The sequence below is a fragment of the Wolbachia endosymbiont (group B) of Rhopobota naevana genome (genome assembly GCF_947250615.1).
Taxonomy (GTDB): domain Bacteria; phylum Pseudomonadota; class Alphaproteobacteria; order Rickettsiales; family Anaplasmataceae; genus Wolbachia.
In genome coordinates, this window is sequence record NZ_OX366333.1 from 399235 (window position 1) to 418361 (window position 19127).

General features: G+C 33.4%; 5 protein-coding genes and 3 pseudogenes. 4 read left to right on the forward strand and 4 right to left on the reverse strand.

The window, feature by feature from the left end; translation table 11 throughout:
• The first annotated feature begins 123 nt into the window (after positions 1-123).
• Positions 124-1050, forward strand: a complete 927-nt coding sequence (locus tag OOL01_RS02035) for an Rpn family recombination-promoting nuclease/putative transposase (RefSeq protein ID WP_264687018.1) — start codon at positions 124-126, stop codon at positions 1048-1050.
• Positions 1051-1387: 337 nt separating this feature from the next.
• Here OOL01_RS02035 and OOL01_RS02040 read toward each other — a convergent pair whose 3' ends face one another.
• From OOL01_RS02040 to OOL01_RS02050, 3 genes are all read right to left on the reverse strand, one after another.
• Entirely contained in the window at positions 1388-11518 is a 10131-nt protein-coding gene (locus tag OOL01_RS02040; protein WP_264687019.1) for an ankyrin repeat domain-containing protein, read from the reverse strand.
• A gap of 157 nt (positions 11519-11675) precedes the next feature.
• Positions 11676-11945: a hypothetical protein gene (locus OOL01_RS02045; RefSeq protein WP_264687020.1), complete on the reverse strand. Its 270-nt coding sequence runs from the start codon at positions 11943-11945 to the stop codon at positions 11676-11678.
• A 22-nt stretch (positions 11946-11967) separates the two neighbouring features.
• Positions 11968-13251 carry a hypothetical protein gene (locus tag OOL01_RS02050; protein ID WP_264687021.1) on the reverse strand — a complete coding sequence of 428 codons (1284 nt, stop codon included), beginning with the start codon at positions 13249-13251 and terminating at the stop codon, positions 11968-11970.
• 785 nt (positions 13252-14036) lie between these two features.
• Between OOL01_RS02050 and OOL01_RS02055 the strand changes: the two genes are divergently transcribed.
• Positions 14037-16271, forward strand: coding sequence for a coiled-coil domain-containing protein (locus OOL01_RS02055; protein WP_264687022.1), 2235 nt, complete (start codon positions 14037-14039; stop codon positions 16269-16271).
• A gap of 192 nt (positions 16272-16463) precedes the next feature.
• Here the strand turns inward: OOL01_RS02055 and OOL01_RS02060 are convergent.
• Positions 16464-17322: pseudogene (locus OOL01_RS02060) on the reverse strand (IS256 family transposase); the annotation flags it as partial.
• Positions 17323-17402: 80 nt separating this feature from the next.
• Here OOL01_RS02060 and OOL01_RS02065 point away from each other — a divergent pair.
• Positions 17403-18206: pseudogene (locus OOL01_RS02065) on the forward strand (IS4 family transposase); the annotation flags it as partial.
• A gap of 62 nt (positions 18207-18268) precedes the next feature.
• Positions 18269-19105 (forward strand): annotated as a pseudogene (locus OOL01_RS02070) (IS630 family transposase).
• Positions 19106-19127: the final 22 nt, after the last annotated feature.

Sequence of the window (19127 nt, forward strand, 5' to 3'; positions counted from 1 at the left end):
ATGGAAACAGTAGTATACTTTGCCATACAGAAATAAATATTATACAGGTTAACATAAATCAAAATTGTTGAACATTTCTTCACAATTGTGTATAATTATTAATGTTTTCTAGGTTAACCCGTCATGGCTCTTTCGAAGTTTCTCGATCCAAAAAATGATATATCGTTCAAGCGCATCTTTGGCACTGAAAAAAATAAAGATATCCTTATTCACTTTCTTAATGATATTCTTGGCTTCACCGGCAAAAGTGCAATAAAGGATATAGAGTTTTTAAGTACTATTCAAGACCCTGATATTGCCTCTAAAAAACAAAGCGTTGATGTTCTTTGTAGAGATGAAAATGGGCTGCAAGTCATAGTCGAAATGCAGGTCGCTAAAACCAAAGGCTTTGAAAAACGTGCTCAATATTACGCAGCTAAAGCTTACTCAAGACAAGCTGATAAAGGTGATCAATACCATGACCTTAAGGAAATTATCTTTATTGCTATAGCAGATTGTATTTTATTCCCTGATAAGTCTGAGTACAAATCAAAGCATACTATTCGCGATGAAGATACTAATGAACATGATCTAAAAGATTTTTACTTTATATTTATTGAGTTGCCTAAATTTCCAAAAACCAAAGAAGATCAGCTTTCAAGTATAGTTGAAAAATGGGTCTACTTTTTCAGATATGCAGACGAAACTAGTGAAGAAGAGCTAGAGAGAATAATAGGAAGTGATCTAATAATTAAAAGAGCATATGAAGAACTAAATAGGTTCAACTGGTCAGAAAAAGAATTTATTGCCTATGAACAGGAGATCAAGCGTATTCGTGATGAACAGGCTGTCCTTGCTCAAAAACTCGATGATGCTAAACATGAAGGTAGACAAGAAGGCATCCAAATCGGCCATGAAAAAGGTAAAATTGAAGGTAAAATTGAAGGTAAAATTGAAGGTAAAATTGAAGTTGCCAAAAACTCACTCAAGGCCGGTGTATCTATTGATGTTATTGCTCAAATTACCGGTCTCTCTCATTCTGAAATTTTACAACTCAGGGAAAAAACATAAATACTACAACTTATTCACTTCAACATTTATGAAAACCTTCTCTAAGTTAGACATATCCCCTCATTAAGAATCTAGTGAACTGTCTAAAACAGCTATGAAGATTGTACATAGAATTATATAAATTACTATCATAACATTACCCAAACTTCTATATCAAAGCTACGTGCTGTAAGTTCAATATGGAAAACACATTAACCACTTAGCATTTAATGTCTACTTCATCCATGTTAGTATTAGGACCATCAAACTTGGTCTGGTATCTCTAATTATTTTGGCTACCCTCACTTTAAATTTTCCACTACTTGGCACATTATAGCTCCACCTCTTATATTATAAACTACCTATTGAGATTACCTCCAAGCTTGGTTACTCCTATCTCAGAAAGATAAGTTGATACTTTATCTTTTTGTAGGACATTTGTACAAAAGCGCTTCTTGGACTTTTCTAAAACATTATCTAACCCAACATTACTACTAAATTCAACTCCTCTTTCCAAGCTTGCTATTATTTCTGGATACGCATCTTTAAGTTCAACACGTATTCTAGCTTGTTCTTTTGATTCTAGGTTTCTTATTTTATCTTCTACAAATGAATTAAATTTTTTAAGAGCAAATTCAACTGCAACTCTGCTGCTTGGCACAACTTCTACTCCTTTACTCATTAAACCTTGATAGCGCCTACTTGGAGTATTATCTAATGCATCGGCAACACAACTCGCAAGAGCAATATTTTCATTATTTAGGAATTTATTCCAACCAACAGATGATGTACTTTGTGGTATTTTTTTATTATCACTTTTTACATTATTCTTGTCTGCAATGTTGTATTGAGAGGGTAATGCAGGAATTATAGAGAAAGTGCTAGCTGCTAATTTTTTCGCCCAAGAAATACAATTATTTATCCATGAAGATGGTCTTGTACCACTACTTGCTGCTATCTCAGGTTGATTACTCGAACCTAGCAACTCACTCAGTAAATGACGGCGTTTACGTTGTACAGCTTCTCCTCTTTTCTGCTTGAGTTTTTCTAAGCACTGCACAATATCACTACATTCTTTGTTTTTACCACGTTCTCTTAGTTTCTCTTTAGCAATATCTAGTGGCGTTTTACCATCCTTTTTAGCATCAACATCAGCCCCTTGACTAATAAGCTCTCTAACTTTAAGGAGATTTTCTTCTCTTACAGCAGTAAACAACTTCCTGCGTAATTGCTCCTGTTCTAAAACTCTCACTATATGACCTTGTTGGGTGAACAATAATGAACTATTGAGAGATTCCTGATTCTCTTCAAGAACGTTCTTTGTATTAATAGCAAACTCTAGCGGTGTTTTACCATTCTTGTTTTTAGTATCAACATTAGCTCCTCGACTTATAAGCTCTTCAACTCTAGGAAGATTAAATTCTCTCACAGCAGTAAATAACTCTTTACCTAATCGTTCCCGTTCCAAAGCTTTAACTATATCTGTGTAACCCTTTTGAATAGCCAATCCCAAAGGTGTTTGGTTATGAATGTCCTTGACTTCAATATCAGCACCTCTATCAAGAAGGAATTTGACTGTATCTAATTTGTTTCCCTCTACAGCTACATGTAAAAGTGTAGAGTGGTCATTAGTTACATCATTAATATCACTAGCATCCTTATCTAAAAGAAATTCAACTATTTCAAGCTTACTACTATACTGAGCAGCCAGATGCAAAGGTGTATCGCCGTAGATATCTCTAGCTTTAATATTAGCGTTCTTATTGAACAGAAACTTAACTATGTCAAACTTGTCACTAGAAGCAGCAAAGTGTAAAGGTGTCCATCCATATTTGTCTTTGGCTTCAATCTTAGCACCCCTATCAAGGAAAAATTGGACCATGCCCAAATCTCCTTCTTGAGCGGCAAAATGCAAAGGTGTTTTTCCTTCCTTATCTTGAGCATCAATGTTAGCATCGTCCAAACTAGCACCTCGATTTACAAGATCTTTAACTTTTTTAAAATTACCACCTTGCACTGCAGCCAGTAATTGCTCATTTAATTGAGCTTGTTTTAAGTATTTTACGATGCTATCATGCTTTCGGTCGATGGCGATATCTAGCGGTGTCTTACCATCCTTATCTTTAGCTTTGATATCTGCTCCCTTACTTGCAAGATACCCCATTACATCCAGATGGCTGCCACCAGAAGCCATGTGCAATGCTGTCTGCCCATCACTATCTTTTAGATTAACATCAACTTCCCCTTCATCTACAAAATACTTTACCACATCTAGCTTACCATTGTAAGCAGCATAGTGCAGGGGAACTCTACCGCCATTATCTTTAATTTCTAAGCTATTTTTTGCATCTGCTACAAAATATTTTACTATATCCAGATTACCACCATAAGCAGCAGAATGCATAACAGTCATCCCATTACTATACTTAGCATTCAAGCTAGCCCCTTGACTTACAAGATCTCTAACTTCATCAAAATTACCATATTGTGCTGCAATAAGTAATTCTTGATTTAGCTGCACTTGTTTTAAATACCCTACAACATCTTCATGTTTTTGATCAGTAGCAGCATCCAGCGATGTCTCACCACCTTTGTCCTGAGCATTAATGTCAGCTCCCTTTTCTACAAGGTACTTCACTACACCTAAGTGACCATTCCAAGAAGCACAGTATAGTGGTGTTCGACCATATCTATCAACATCATCGATGCTCATTCCCTTGCTGAGAAAAAATTCTATAATGTTTGTATTATTATTTTCAGCAGCAACATGTATAGGTTTCCTACCAAAAATATTCTCAGCATTAATATCGGCTCCCTTCTCGACTAATGATCTAGTATCATTTAATTGACCTTTCCATGCAGCTAAGTGTGGCGGCGTCCAACCATTTTCATCTTTAGAATGAACATCAACATTTTCTCCAAAATGACTATTCACAGAAACATTGCAAACAGGAGGCTCTATTAGGCTTTGATTAAAACTAAAAGCTCCGCCATTATTGTCTCTAGAGCCAGTACCTGTACTCTGGCTTCTACCTTTTCTTATAGTAGATCCACAATCTTCAATCTTCCATACACCTTGTGTAACCTCTCCCCCTGGAATCCAAGTGAATACGCTTCTTCTATCTTTGTCATGTTTAGCATAATCAGCAGCATACACATATTCTTTAAGCTTAACATTCATTATAGAGCAGTCGTTACCATCAGGTTTAATCATCCACACATCTCGTGCAACTCCTCCCCCTGAAACCCAAGTAAATACCATTCTCCTGTCGTTGTCATAATTGAAATAATCACTAGCAGCATACAGATTTTCATTAAATCCAGCATTCACTATATTAAAGTTATCACCATCAGGTTTAATCATCCACCTAAACTTATCATTTTTTTCATTCTTTGGAGTCCAAGTAAATACCTTTCTTCTATTGCTGTCATAATTAAAACAACTATCAGCAGCATATAAATATTCATTTTGATAAGTATTTTTAATACATACTTCTGACGCAAATACTATATTCTTTACTGACTCTGGCAATCTGCTTTTTAGCTCCTCAAGGTTAGATCTTTTTTCTAACCGGGCATTAGCATAGTTATCAAAATTCATTGTTTCTTTTATATAGTAAGCTAACTTAAATACTGCACCATTATTTAAATCATCATTCTCTTGCATTGCATCAAACACAGCTACGTAACTTAAAATAAGCTGATCAATATAACCATGACTTCGTACAAAACTTAATATTTTTTTTGTATCTACTTTTCCATACACATCATTTATAACTCCTTTAATTATATCATCAAACAACTTTCCATCTGATCTATAAATTTCATCAGCAAGTTTATTAACTGAACTATATCCATTATGCAACATGCCATCCTTTAGCTTCTTTTGTACTACATTTTTTATTGAATATCTTAACTTCTCTACAAAAAACTCTGCCCATTTTTTTACATTAGCCGCAGTATCTGCTTGGTTAATAATTTCTTTTTTTAGAACATCAACCATCTTCATCATCTTATATGGGTCATTATTCTCGATACTTGCATTCTTATCAAGAAAGAACTTAACCATCTCTAAATCACCGTTGTAAGCGGCCATACGTAGAGGTGTTCTACCATCTTTATCTTTAGCCCTAATATCAGCACCTTTATCAACAAGAAACTTAGCTATATTCAATTTACCTTCTTGAGCAGCTAAGTACAGAGGGTAGGTGTCCTTATTTTCAACACTAAAATCCTTTCTATCAAAAAGAACTTTTACTACATCTAACCTACCTCCTTGAATAGCCATATATAAAGGTGTTAATTCATGCTTACTTTCAGTATTCACACTTTCAATTTTTCTAATTAAACCTTTAGCTTCATTAATATTGTTTCGCACTATAGCATCAAACATTTTCTCCTTTAATAAAGTTACTTTCTCCTTATTAAAGTCCTCTATAATATCTTCTGAATTACAAGCAGAGACTATGCATTTCAAATTAGAAACCATCGTATCATTAAAAGCAAACATCATTTCTCTTGCTAGTTGATAACTATTCCAATTTTCTACTTTCGCTAAGGTATTATTCTTATGTGATAACACTAAACTATCATCAGTAATCTCGGCATCAAAATCCAATATAGACTTATCTCTAAAATCAACCAAACCAATATCATTCTTATCGATAGGTTGATTATGATAAATTTGTAACCCTTGTTCCTCTGGTTGATAGTATCTGAAAGAGTCCGGGTTCATTTCTACATGCTCAAGCTTTAAGTTTGTACTATCTATTTTATAAATCTCATTGTTTATTCGTAATACAATTTGTTGATTCTCTGGATTTTTAAAATAATCAACTAAACCAATAGACAAAGACCATTTATTACCTTTGCTATCAAGTATAGTAATATCTTTTATCTCTAAGCTATCCTCTGTAAGGTCAGAGATTGATTTGCTATAGCATGCATTTATATAACTCCTTTTACCTTCTTCTATTCTTATACTATCAACATCTGTTACATTTAACTCAGCAAAATCAATGATACTATAAGGTATGTTTTGATAAGACACCACTTTGTTTTTTATTTTTAAATTGAGCCTTATTGGCGACGACGAAATTTTACTATTTAATGTATCTGGCAGTTTGATAATATACTGGTGTTGCCCTTTCTCTCCTTCTATTGTAATATCCTGATAGTAATTACATAGCATCACGTAGTCATCATAACCATAGCCCTGTCCATTATTAAGGTATTTCTGATAACTACTTGTAACATCAAAATTATTGTAACTAAAATCAACAATTACCTGATCTGAGTACATTCCAGCAATTATCACTTTTTCATTAGGTACTCCCATGTGATTTTTAATAACTTCTACTTGAGATACTGGTATGTCAAAATTATTGTTATTGGCAATATCTTTTGCAATTTGGTAAGTATCAAGTAATTCTTGGTCTAGTATACTTGCTTGTATAAATGCTTTTAACTTTTTTCCACTATTTTGTATGACTTCTCTATTAACATCATTTCCTGAATTTCTCAACTTTTGACATCTAATATCTTCTATTGTATCAGACAAAGACTTATCTTGTATTGTAACAGACTCTGTTATCCCTTGGCAATTTACTTGAATTACTAGACTTTTAAAATCATTGACTTTAGTACTTGAAACAATAGTCTGTCCATTATTAGCTAAAAGATCTAAGCTATAACTACCTTTTTCTATATCCTCACTTATTCCCCACTGTATGATATTACTAACTTGAATCCTTATTACGTCAATATTTCCTTTTATTTTTCCTGTATCTCCTAAATCATTTACTATCCTCACATTATCACTATCTTCATTAACAACAAATATTGTTTGCTTTAATCCCCTGTGATGCACATTTTCTTTGTTAACTACTCTAACTTCATAATCTTTGTCTGTGCAGTTAAGTGAATTCTGCCAGACTTCTGCATTTTTTACATTAATAAATCTTGTTTTACAGTGAGTAGTAATATTTTGCTTGCTGTCAGAACTAGATACGTAGTTATGTGTGTTGACCAATCTTATGTTGTTGCTATTACCGTAATTTAACATTCCATTGTGCAAATCAGCAACGATATTATTAGCTTTAACATTCATTACCACAGTATTTTCTTTTCCTGCTCCACCTTCAAGAGTACCAGATGTAAAGCTGTCAACAACAAAGATAGTTTCATTATTTTTTGAGCCAATATAACGTATATTACTACCTTCTGGAATATGCATTACTGCTGGATAATTTGCAGCTGCTATTAATGTTTTTGGCCCTGAAATATATAACACTGATCCTTTAGGAAATGTTTGCTTTTTTGTATTACTAGGATCTTTTCTTGTTGGATTAGTGAAAATAAAAGGTTCTTCTGAAAGAACAAAAGTATTTTGACACTCTCTGTAGACTTTGTTGCTGTTACATGGGTAGTACAAATTGCCATTCTTATGTTGTGTAGTGATTACTTTACCGCATTGCGATTTTGGTCCTGAGTATTTTAACGGTACCTTTACAATTCTTAAGCCAAGGTTTTCATATTCATACTTGGTCAGATGAGGAATATGCTTTGCATCCGTATTAACAACATAAACTTTTTTTTCATCTATCTCCTGATGACATTGATGGTTATTTTTTATATCACAGATAAACCTTTCCCAACCTTCATTCATAACCAAAGTATAAGGTGCCATACCTAGTATTTTAGAGATATCAAGAGAATATAAATCATTCTTTACATTAGAAGCTGTATTAACCTTACTAAAAGAAATACTATTGTATCTTTTTTCCAACCCACATATCCACACCATCCGCTCTACACAACCGAGATCCTCTCCTATATTAGGATTATACGGGGGATACATAACACACATGGGCTTTACTTCCTTATCTTTAATCACCTCACTATATTTCTCTTCAATGGAGATTACGTATTGTACAACCGCAGCTATGTCATAATTATCATTTAACAGTTTTATAGCTACTTCTTTTACAGAATTTAAATAACCCTTTATTCTAATTTTGTCTTCATATTCCTTTTCTACATTTTTTCCTGTAAAAAACTTGATTACTCCTGCAAAAAATACTTCCGCTTGTTCACCACCAGGTAATAGAGGTACTTGTTCTGCTATTGCTTTTGTATACTCTATTCTCTCATGAATTTCTACACCAATTGTTATTAATACATCAGCAACCATAGTAACTACTGCTACCCTACCTAAAACTTTACCTGCAGCAGATAACCCTCTTAAAATCTTAGTAGTAGCACTTACACTTTTTACTGTAAAGCTAACACTTGCACTTATAGGCCTTATGCTCATACTTGCTAGTTTTACACCACTACTAGCTGTCCAATAATAATTTAATGGATGATGATTACCTTGAGCTATTTCATTTATACTATACCCAAATTGATAAGCAATAGTTGCAAATGTAATACTTTGAACTATGGGGTTACTGATAATCTTAACAAACGTTTGACGTACAGGTTGTGGTACTTTACTAATCAATTTTCCTACTTTACTATTAGAAGAAATACTTACACTCGTCCTAACATCATCCATAGCATCTAGTATACCATTGATACCAAATACTTGCTTTAAAGCATTATTATCATGTCGTCCAAGTGTTGCTGTATCACCTATACTATCAAGCAAGTCATATATAGCCATCATGGAAAAAAACTTTCCACCTTTTGCTCCTTTTATTTTCGCTGAATCAAATTTATCACGATCAAATGCAATTCCTTTTTCTTGAAGGCTGCTTTCTACATTACTAATATAATCTGCAAAAACTTTTTCACCAAGATCATCAAAATGATTTTTAAACGTATCAAAAGTATCTTCCCTAACACCTTTTGCTAGCAAGTTCTGTTTAATTTCCTCTACAATATTAGAGTAATCTTGATTAGTTTGAACATCACCTATATCTTCAATGTATTTTTTATTCTCTAACAACTGCTTATCATTTGATAGTTGATGTAATTTATTATGAATTTTCTCTCTTTCTGCATCTGTAGTAAAATTTTTAATTATATCATCGAATTTTACTTCATAGCCATCGATGCTTAAATAATACTCAATATTTTGTCCTTTTATTTTTTCTTTTATAACGCGATCCTTATCTCTGCCTACTTTTACTAAGATCTCAATACCATCACTATAATCATCTACAAAATATCTTTCTGCATTCTTCATTTCTATAATATCACCTATTATCAATTTTTTATCATTACCATTGTTATCTTTTACTTTTACATATACATCAGTCCTATCAGCATTGCCTATCATATCAAACACTTGCTCACGACCTATATCTACAATTTCATTAGTTAAATCCTTAGCATTATCAATATCAAATAGCTCTTTAACACGTTGCTTTTTTTCTTCCTTTGTAACCTTTTCTTCATCACGTGAATCTATGCATGGTATACCTATATCACGTCTTTTTCTTGTTGCACATTGGCTAAAACTAAAAATGGAGCTATGAACTACCTTAACAGGAGTAAATTCATCTTTACTTACTAAAATAAGAGAATTTGTATTACTCGCCCCTTTGTCAAAAATAACACCCATAAAAGCAACTTTGTTGCCATCTGTAAGCGTTTTATAAGTAACACCTTTTGTATACTCTTTAGTTATTTGATTATTTGCTTCTGTTATTAATGCATCAGCTGTCTTACCTTCCCTTGGTCCTTTAACCTCCAATCCTACCGGATCATACTCTTTAGCACTGCTGGCTTGGTTTGCAAACTTAATACCATGAACTAGCATATCAATGCGTTTTCCCCTACCTGTTTGAAACTCTGTTAATATTAACGCTCTATCTTCTTGTTGTGGTTCTCCTAGCTTGATATCACTATAATGGTCAAATGCTCCATGCAATACTGCCTGAGTATGTGCTTCTTTTTCTATTAAACCTTTAAGAGGTAATATTGCCTCGCCTACTTTGCCAAATAACTTCTTGTACTTACCTATTGATGAAGATTGATCTTGTAAAGAAGCAAGCTGAGATACTAGTACTTCATCAAATGTTTTCTTAAAATCCTTAGGATAAGGAATATCTTTAAAATTACCTTCAAATTTATTAGTTTCTCTTCTATTATACTGCTCTAGGGAAACGGATTCTCCCACCTCCACGCTAAAATACTCTTCAAATTTTGATTTTTTCTTAATGTTAAAACTAAGGTTTAGTTCAACTATTTTCCTGTTTCCTATTTCTTGCTGAAGTTGATCAAGAGGAATTCCCTTGTTCATCGCATTATCTCTTCCATCTGTTTCAACAATATTCATCACACAAACTGATTTTTGAACATTGATTGGAATAAATACCATTGTCACAACTCCATGGCTTTGATCCAAGTTAGATGGTTGACTGGCACCTTGCCCTTTACTTTTCTGATCTTTAAGACGTTGAGATTTAGGTTCAGGTTGAGCTTCTGTGGGTATATTTTCTCCATAAATAAAAACGTGCTTTTTAAAACTGCTTTCTAAAACTTGAACTTCATTTAATAACAGAGACTGCCCTAACAAAAACCTACTAAAATAATGATTATCTCCCTTCTCTCCTGTACCAGGAAATGTATGGTAGATACGCTCTATGTTATTTTGAACTTTCTCCTTCAGCCCTTCTTCATTAATTCTACCATTATTTCGTCCATCAATAGATTCCATTATATCATTAAAAAGAGGGGTGATTTCTTGATCACGTGATTTAGCAACGATATTCGAAACAGGAGATGGATGATCAAGGTTTACACCAACGCATAGCATGTCATTTGCAGTAGTTAAAATTCTCATTACATTCGGTTGAAAACCTTTTGTATAATCCTCAGCTTGCTTTAAAGCAGTAGTTGGTGCAGTTCCACTCTTTTCTCCTATTTTACCTTCTTCTAACTCTGCTTTAGTAGCAGCCTTCATTTCTATAATAATAGGAATAGCATTCAATGACCTATCCTTACCACGAGGCACTAAAACAATATCAGCGTAACCTCTCCCTGCAAATTGCTCTAGATAAACCCTAAGATTATGTCTATAGCGAAAATTCACTAGGGCGCCTGCTATAAACCCATGATGTGCTGTTTCCCGGAATTGAACGGTAACCTTTTTGCCATTGGATAGCGTACGCTTTTTTTCACCGTACATAAGTGAATCCTTATATTCAGAGTGAATTTTACTAACTTTTTTTAGAATATTCTCAATAGGCTCTTTCACTTTTTCCACATCAGGATTAGTCAGCTTCGCTATATCACTTTCTGGATTACTCCACAACCCTCCTTTTACCTCATGAAAACCTTTGCTAACAGCGGAATTAAGTACTCTCGTATCTATTACTTCAACATTAATACCCTCTTTGTTAATATTATTTCTGGAAATATGTATTAACCTAAAGTCCATTTCTAATACAGAATCTATCGGACCTTTAAATGCATCTTTTATATCTTGAGCTTCAGCTTGTATACTTTTACCTTTAGGTGAAGTAAGACACTTCTTCAATATCTCTACCAGATCACCTGAAGTAAACTTACAGTTTTTATTATCAGAGTTATGCTCTGAGATAGAAATTAATTTTACATGATTCTTAACGTCCTCATAAGATTGTATTTTATCATTACTAATAACAGCTACTTTTAATGTACCCGAAGTATCAAATCTAAAATATATTTTTTTTAATCTTCAGCTTTTTCGCAATTTCTGTATTTATCAAGGTAGAAAAGCTTCCTAGAAAGAAATGAGGAAAAAATCCTTCTTTACCTACCGAATGTAAATATGATGGAATCTGATCAATATATGACTGAAATCTTGCTTTGAAAGATTTAAAATCACTTCCCTGTTGAGTTGAAGTACTTGCTACATCTGAACTCACCTCTCTAATTAATAGTTCTATTAACTCAAAATCTTGTGGTCTTTCTTCGTTCGGCATATAACCCTCCTTTTAGATCTTTTTAATGATCACCTAACCCCATATAAGATTGTTTACTAATCTCTACCTCAGCTAAATCACCGCTTGGGCCAGGTATGTTTTTTTGATCGAGTTCTTTATCAGCAGACTTGCCATACGCTAAAAACTTATTTAATGAAACATGATCTCCTTGCTCTAATATAGAACGTATGTAATTTGCTTTTTCAGAAGACATGAACTCCTTGATTTGTCTAAAATTAGCATTATCTAACATTGCCCACACTGGCTTCATAAAACCTTTTTCAATCAAATGTACTGAAAATTTTCCTTGAAAAGAAGAATCTTCCATCATTTCCCCGTCTAATGTGAAAGCACGATGACTATCAAATCCTTCCTTCATCCACATATGCATAAAAACTCTCACACCCTCACCTAAATAATACTCTGGACAGTCCTTTATCATGAATTTTGACCAGAGACGATAATCATCTTCTGTAATATCACTTGGCTTTAAACAATCGAACAATTCCTGAAATTTATTAAAGCTAAGCACGTCCTTCATTTTATTCAAAGAACCGTAATAACCATTTTTCTCCAAATCTCTTTTTAAAAGCTCTGGATATCTATCAGGATTTATCTGATCAAGGAAAAACTCAAATATATCAGGGTAAACGCGAAAATTAGGTCCTGCCGAATACACTGCATTTTTCATGAAGATCTCATCCTTTTTCTGTGCACTCATTTTATTGTCAGGCAAGGATTTTATCTTATTACAAAAGAATTCCACTGCTTCTACTCTGTGCCAACCTACTGCACAGTCAAGCCCACACTCATATAGATGACGACCCCTCAAATCCAATTTATCAAGATACCCACTAATGAAATGTGACCAAAACTGTGCTATAGGACCTTCTCCAAAGCACTTAACTAAGTGGTTATACTCTAGCAAGCTACTTCTACCTTGAGCAGACAATTCCTCTTTTCTTTCCTCAAATATAGCTCGTATTTCATCCTCTAAACAACACTCACATGCAATTTTGTATCTACTTGCCCTGCCAAAAGCATTATCCGAATCTGGTAGTGTAGTAAGCCTTTTACCTACCTCCCGTCTATTAAGCTTGACTCCATGCAATCCTCCTACCTCCTCCCAAGACTGCTTGTCAGATAACACTTGTGCAATAAGATTGTGTCCTTTTTGACCACTTCTTTCAATTATTTTTGAATGTGTATAGCACCAGCGTTCAATTTGGAGGAGCTTAGATGCCTTGTAAGGATCATCCTCCTTAACAGATGAAAACAAAACTTCCGGAATATCTCCACGGTCCATAATTACCCCTCTTTACAAATGAATGAAAAAATACTTTGATTCTTAACCCTCTCACGTACCATAATGAACTAGCCTCTATTATACTCTAGGTATATTACTCTGTCTTTAAAACCTGTCAATCATGATTTTAGAAATTTTTCCAACCCAAAGTAACTTTCGATGAAAGACTCTTAACAGGATCAATTTGTTTTTATATTCTATTTTTATCATACACTTGTTAATTCTTTCACAAGTAAAATGCTATTAATTTAGCAAAACATATTATTAGGATCTCAAGCAAATTAACCATTTCCAGCGTTCAAAACCAAGGGCGGTGAGAATTGTTCGTTTTGGGATGGCATGGTCTTCCATATGTACCATACGAACTTTTTAATATAACAATTTAACTATACGCTAAAACTAGCTACATTAGCCCATTTCATCCATATCTACATACGAACTGTTTTGCCTAAGCTTATTGAAATAATTTAAATCTTCTATTTTTATAACCTTATTTTTACGCGGCTTGTTCTCACAAATATACGACCTTTTTTGCAATCTTAGGAAGAGTCAATAATTCAATTCTTTATAACACTAATTAGTATGGTCTTTTCATTAAATTTATCCTTTCAAAAAGACTATGCTTTATTCACCTGCTTTAATGGTATTATAATATTTTACACCTAAACCTACTCTATAAAAATTCACAATACGAATTAGTAAATAGATTATATTCAAATTGATTGTATTTATGATATATAGCGCATACAATATATTACTTGTTTATTTTAGTGGGGGGTATAGGTATGTTTAGTTTAAAGCAGGTAGTACAATATAATTTATTTGGTAGTAACGACCTTGAAGGCAATTCATCTTGTGAATTTGAAGATTTTCCTGAAGAGGTATTTGAGATTAGCAATGAAGAAAATCAAGCAATAGATAGTTTGAAAAGTAAAATAGAAAATCTACAACAAGAAAATTTTGATCTTAAAAAAAATGTAGAGTTACAAAAACACTATAAGAAAAGAGTAGAAGAGTATTACGAAGAAGTAAGTGAACTTACCAGAGAAATGCAAACCCTAGAAGGGAAAATTAAAAGGCTTGAAGTTGAATTACAAAGAAGGACGAGAAATTTAACTGAAAATGATCAAGACATCGAACAGCTAAAACAGAAAGTAGAAATATTATTATTAGAAACTCAGAACAAAAGTGATATAATTAAGAAATTAAATAATCAATTAAAAGAGGCAAAGAATGAAATTCAGTTAACAGACAAAATAAATGAAGAATTACAGCAAAAACTGGTTTTGACTGAAGATGAGTTAAATAGAGTAAGAAAAGAAAGTACAGTGCTGATAAACAGTATAGAGGATTTGAAAGGTGATTATGAAAATCAGATATTAGAAAAAGAGAAGGAGCTTAATGATGTAAGAGATCAATTTTGTATTTATTTATCAGAGTATAAAGAACTATTTGCAGAATTCAATAGACTGCAGAAGGAAAACGAAAGTTTAAAACAGAAAAATTTCTATATTAGTAATGAAGTGTCTCTTGCAGATGAAATAAACAAAGAAAACGTAAGAGAAGAAATAGCAAAGCTTCAGTTTGTACCTGAAGTGAAAATTAAACATATTATTGATAATAATGACCAAGAATCAACCTTACCAGATAGAGAAGCAGAAAATTATCGAACAAGTGAAGATAAAAACCTTGAAAATACTGATTTCGAGATTGGAGTATGGAATGAAGCTGACGATGAAAGTAGCGATGACCAGAAATCAACCTGGCTATATGGAAAAACAGAAAATTGCCGAACAAGTGAAGATGAAAACCTTGAAAATAATGATTTCCCAATTGAAGTATGGAACGAAACGGATAGTGAAAGTGACAATGTTAGCCCTTGCCCTGATTATGATGAAAGTTTTGGTAGGCGTTACAGTCAACTATTCTATGATGAAGCCATAATTCATAAAGAAAAAGATACTTTTGTTTTAATTCGTCAAAAAGATTCTTTTTCTTTAGCGAAAGTAAAACCGAATACAAGAGAAGAAGAAAAGTATGAAAGTATTTGGCAAAAAATAAATAAGATCCATGATTATCTGGACATTTTAGGTTACTCTGGTAGCGAAGAAGATTATGAGGAGTGCGAAAAAGAACTTGATAAAGTTATAAACGAAGCACTGAAACAAGGAATAATGTTCACTTTTCCATATAAATCTGATATGTCCTTGATAGATCGTATAGCTGACACATTCCCAAAGCTATATTTATCTGCTGACACTACTCGAATTTATGAGTTTTTACACAAGAAAAAAATATTTCAGATAATATCAGAAGGTGCATCTTTAAACAGATTTAGCGATGAAGAGCATGGAGATGTAGTAAACGTAATTTGTTCAGATAAAGATACCTTAGGTCAGCGAAAAGCAAACCTTTCAAAGCTGAAGGAGTTAGCACTTGAAAGTATTATAAGTAAAAGTGAGCAAATTGATAAACATGACTTTGAACTAGAAATAGATAATGGATATTTTTGTATAGATTACCCACAAAATAGTACTATTGAAGTTGCAAAGATATTCAATAATCAAAAAGCTAAAGATTTAAATCTAAATATTGGTATAGTTCAAGTTGGAAAAAGTATAATTAGAGTTGAAAACATAGAAGGAAGGAGAAATTATACAGACATCTCAGGAGATATCATTGAAATGTCTTTTACCACTGAAGTAGGAGAGATCAGTATTCATCTATGTCCTAATGAGAAAGATAGTAATAAAATAGAGGTGAGGCTTGTCGATGAAGTAAGATTTAACAAGTTAGAGAATAAATCAAGTTTAGGGCAGAGTTGTCTGTTAGGGGGAAAAAGTGTTTTGACAGCTATAGAAAATGGATATTTCGAAAGAAATAGTAGTGTTTTTAAAGAGTCAGGTAAGACTATTAAACAGTCAGAGTGTACAATGGAAAATCCATCTAGCTTTCTAGAGGGGGTGAATAAAAATCAATTACTCAGAGTAAATGCAAGAGCTTATGGTCGGGGATTATGATAGTTGCTGTACATTGTAGATATAAAAATAAGGGGGATGAAGATGCGTTTTAATTTAGAGCCGGGAGGTGCTTTTTGTGATGGTAAAAATAAGCTTGTAACTGTTAAAATAAATGATGAAGAAAAGATTAATTTATCTGTAATAGTTTAGACTTAATCGGGAATGTTCAAAAAAGTGTGTCAAGCCGCATTTTTAGTTCAACTCAATTTTCAATCTGTTGGGAAAGAAGATGTCAAGTTGAGACATAGTTAAAGCCCAATTAGGGAGAGCCATAATCCACTTTTGCTCCACTTTTTTTATAGCACAATATACCAACTTATACAAGGCATTTGTACTGGTAAATGAGCCCTTGGTTTTAATGAATTTCCTGATTCGTCTATGCAACCCCTCAATTGGATTGGTGGTATAAATTAGCCTTCTAACAGGGCCAGAATACTTAAAATAACCAGACAAATTTTCCCAATTGTTTTGCCACGATTTTATGACCAAAGGATATTTTTCACCCCATTTTTCTTCCAGCTCAAGCAAATAATTTTCAGCGATTTCTTTACTTGAAGCACGATATATTTTTTTCAAATCATTCATGAAAATTTTCACATCTTTGCTGGATACATATTTCAATGAATTTCTTATCTGATGCACTATACATATTTGTACTTCTGCTTTGGGAAATACACTATTTATAGCCGCAGGAAAACTTTTTAGACCATCAACACATGCAATCAGAATATCCTCTACCCCTCTCTCTTTTAGGTCATTTAACACTCCTAACCAGAACTTCACTTTCGGCTAAATAAAAGCCTAGTACTTCTTTTCTGCCATTTTGATCTATGCCTAATATATTATACATGCATTTACTTACGCAATGCCCGTCCTCCTTGACTTTGAAAAACATGCCATCCATGAATACTATTGGATATACAGATTGCAGTGGACGACTGCGCCATTCATTGATTAACGGCAGTAATTTGTCGGTAATACTTGATATCTCTGCTGCCGATATTTTGTGGTCATACATCTCCTCTACATGCGATGCTATGTCCCTATACCCTTACTATTACCCACAAATGTAAATGGACTTATAAATAAAGGATTAGAATATTAAAGTTTGTGAATATTGAGGGTATAAAAATGGCAAACAAGGGTAATGAATGGGCTAGAAATGAATTGGGGGATGCTGCACTTGGAGATAAAAGACTGACAGATCGATTAGTAAATATTGCTGATAGTTTAATAAGTTTACCTGAAAGTTCAATCAATCAAGCATGTGGAAGTTGGTCAGAAGCAAAAGCAGCTTATCGTTTTTTTCAAAATGAGAATGTAAAAGGAAGTGATATCTTAACATCGCATATTGCAAAAACTGTTGAAAGAACAAAAACTCATAAAAGGATTCTTGTGATTCAGGATACAAGTTGCATTTCATATATGGGACATGAAAAAATAAGAGGATTGGCAGTTGTTTCAAAAAAACAAAGTAAAGGTATTATGATGCACACAGCTTTTGCGATTAGTACAGAAGGCTTGACATTAGGAATACTAGACCAAAAGCTTTACTCGAGACCATCTATATCTAAAGAAGACCAAGAGCTAGAAAAAAGAAGACGTTGTAGAAACGTTAGTATTGAAGATAAAGAAAGCATAAAGTGGCTAGAAAGTTTAAAGAAAACAAATGAAATTATAGATTCAACTCAAACAGAAACTATAACGGTATGTGATAGAGAAGCAGATATTTATGATTTTTTTGAGCTTGCTTACCGTCTTAATTCAGCGGTTTTGATAAGAGCTTGTAGAAACCGAAACGTAAATAAAACATCTAGGTATTCTCGAGAAGAAAAATTATGGCAATTTATAGAAAGGGTTCCTTGTACTGGAAAAGTAGAAGTTGAAATTCCGGCTAGAGATAACAAGCCAAAAAGGATAGCATCTTTAGAAGTTATAGCACTTCTCATAATAGTCCAAAAAAGGTAAGATATGGATTTATAGTAGTGATGGTAAGCATGCCAGCAGCATATAGTTATGACTTAAGGAAAAAGGTAATGGAAGCATTGGATGAAGGAGAGAGTGGAGAAACTGTTGCCAAGAGATTTAAGATCGGAAAAACAACTTTATATGAGTGGAAGAAAAGACGTGAGAAAACGGGAGATTTTCAATCAAAAAAGCCTGGAAGCGTGGCATAAAATTACCGACTGGAATGCATTTACCGAATTTGCAAATGAGCAAGGTGGTAAAACTCAGTCAGAGATGGCTAAGCTTTGGGGCAATATTAGTAGACAAACGATTCATCGAGCACTTAAAAATATAGGATTCACAAGAAAAAAAAGACCTACGGATACAAAGAAAGAAATGAGGAAAAGCGAGCTCAATTTGCAAATGTTATAGCGACAAAAGAACTTAAAGAATTAGTGTATATAGATAAGTCTGGCATTGATAACACTGAACCTATGGGTATTGCCAGAAAGGACAGCGGTTTTATGCCCTAAAATCTGGAAAGAAAACTCAACGAATTAGCATGGTTGCAGCCTTAAGTGGAAGAAAAATAATTGCTCCGTTAACCTTTAAAGGCCACTGCAATATGGATATCTTTAATAAATGGTTTGAGCAGTTTCTGACACCGATTTTGGAACCTGGACAAACTGTTATCCTTGATAATGCTACTTTTCATAAGTCTAATAAGATTTGCTAAAGGAGTTGGTGCAGAAATTTTATATCTTCCTCCATATTCTCCAGATTTCAACAAAATTGAGCATTATTGGTTTGCTATAAAAAACAGAGCCAGGAAAAACATTCCTCTATTCGAATCCTTTCGTCGTGCTGTTGATTCTGCCTTCCTATGACCTGTTCGGACTATTATGAGAA

Coding starts and splice junctions, on each gene's coding strand:
- OOL01_RS02035 (WP_264687018.1), top strand. CDS start 124: ATGGCTCTTTCGAAGTTTCTCGATCCAAAAAATGATATATCGTTCAAG.
- OOL01_RS02045 (WP_264687020.1), bottom strand. CDS start 11,945: ATGCCGAACGAAGAAAGACCACAAGATTTTGAGTTAATAGAACTATTA.
- OOL01_RS02050 (WP_264687021.1), bottom strand. CDS start 13,251: ATGGACCGTGGAGATATTCCGGAAGTTTTGTTTTCATCTGTTAAGGAG.
- OOL01_RS02055 (WP_264687022.1), top strand. CDS start 14,037: ATGTTTAGTTTAAAGCAGGTAGTACAATATAATTTATTTGGTAGTAAC.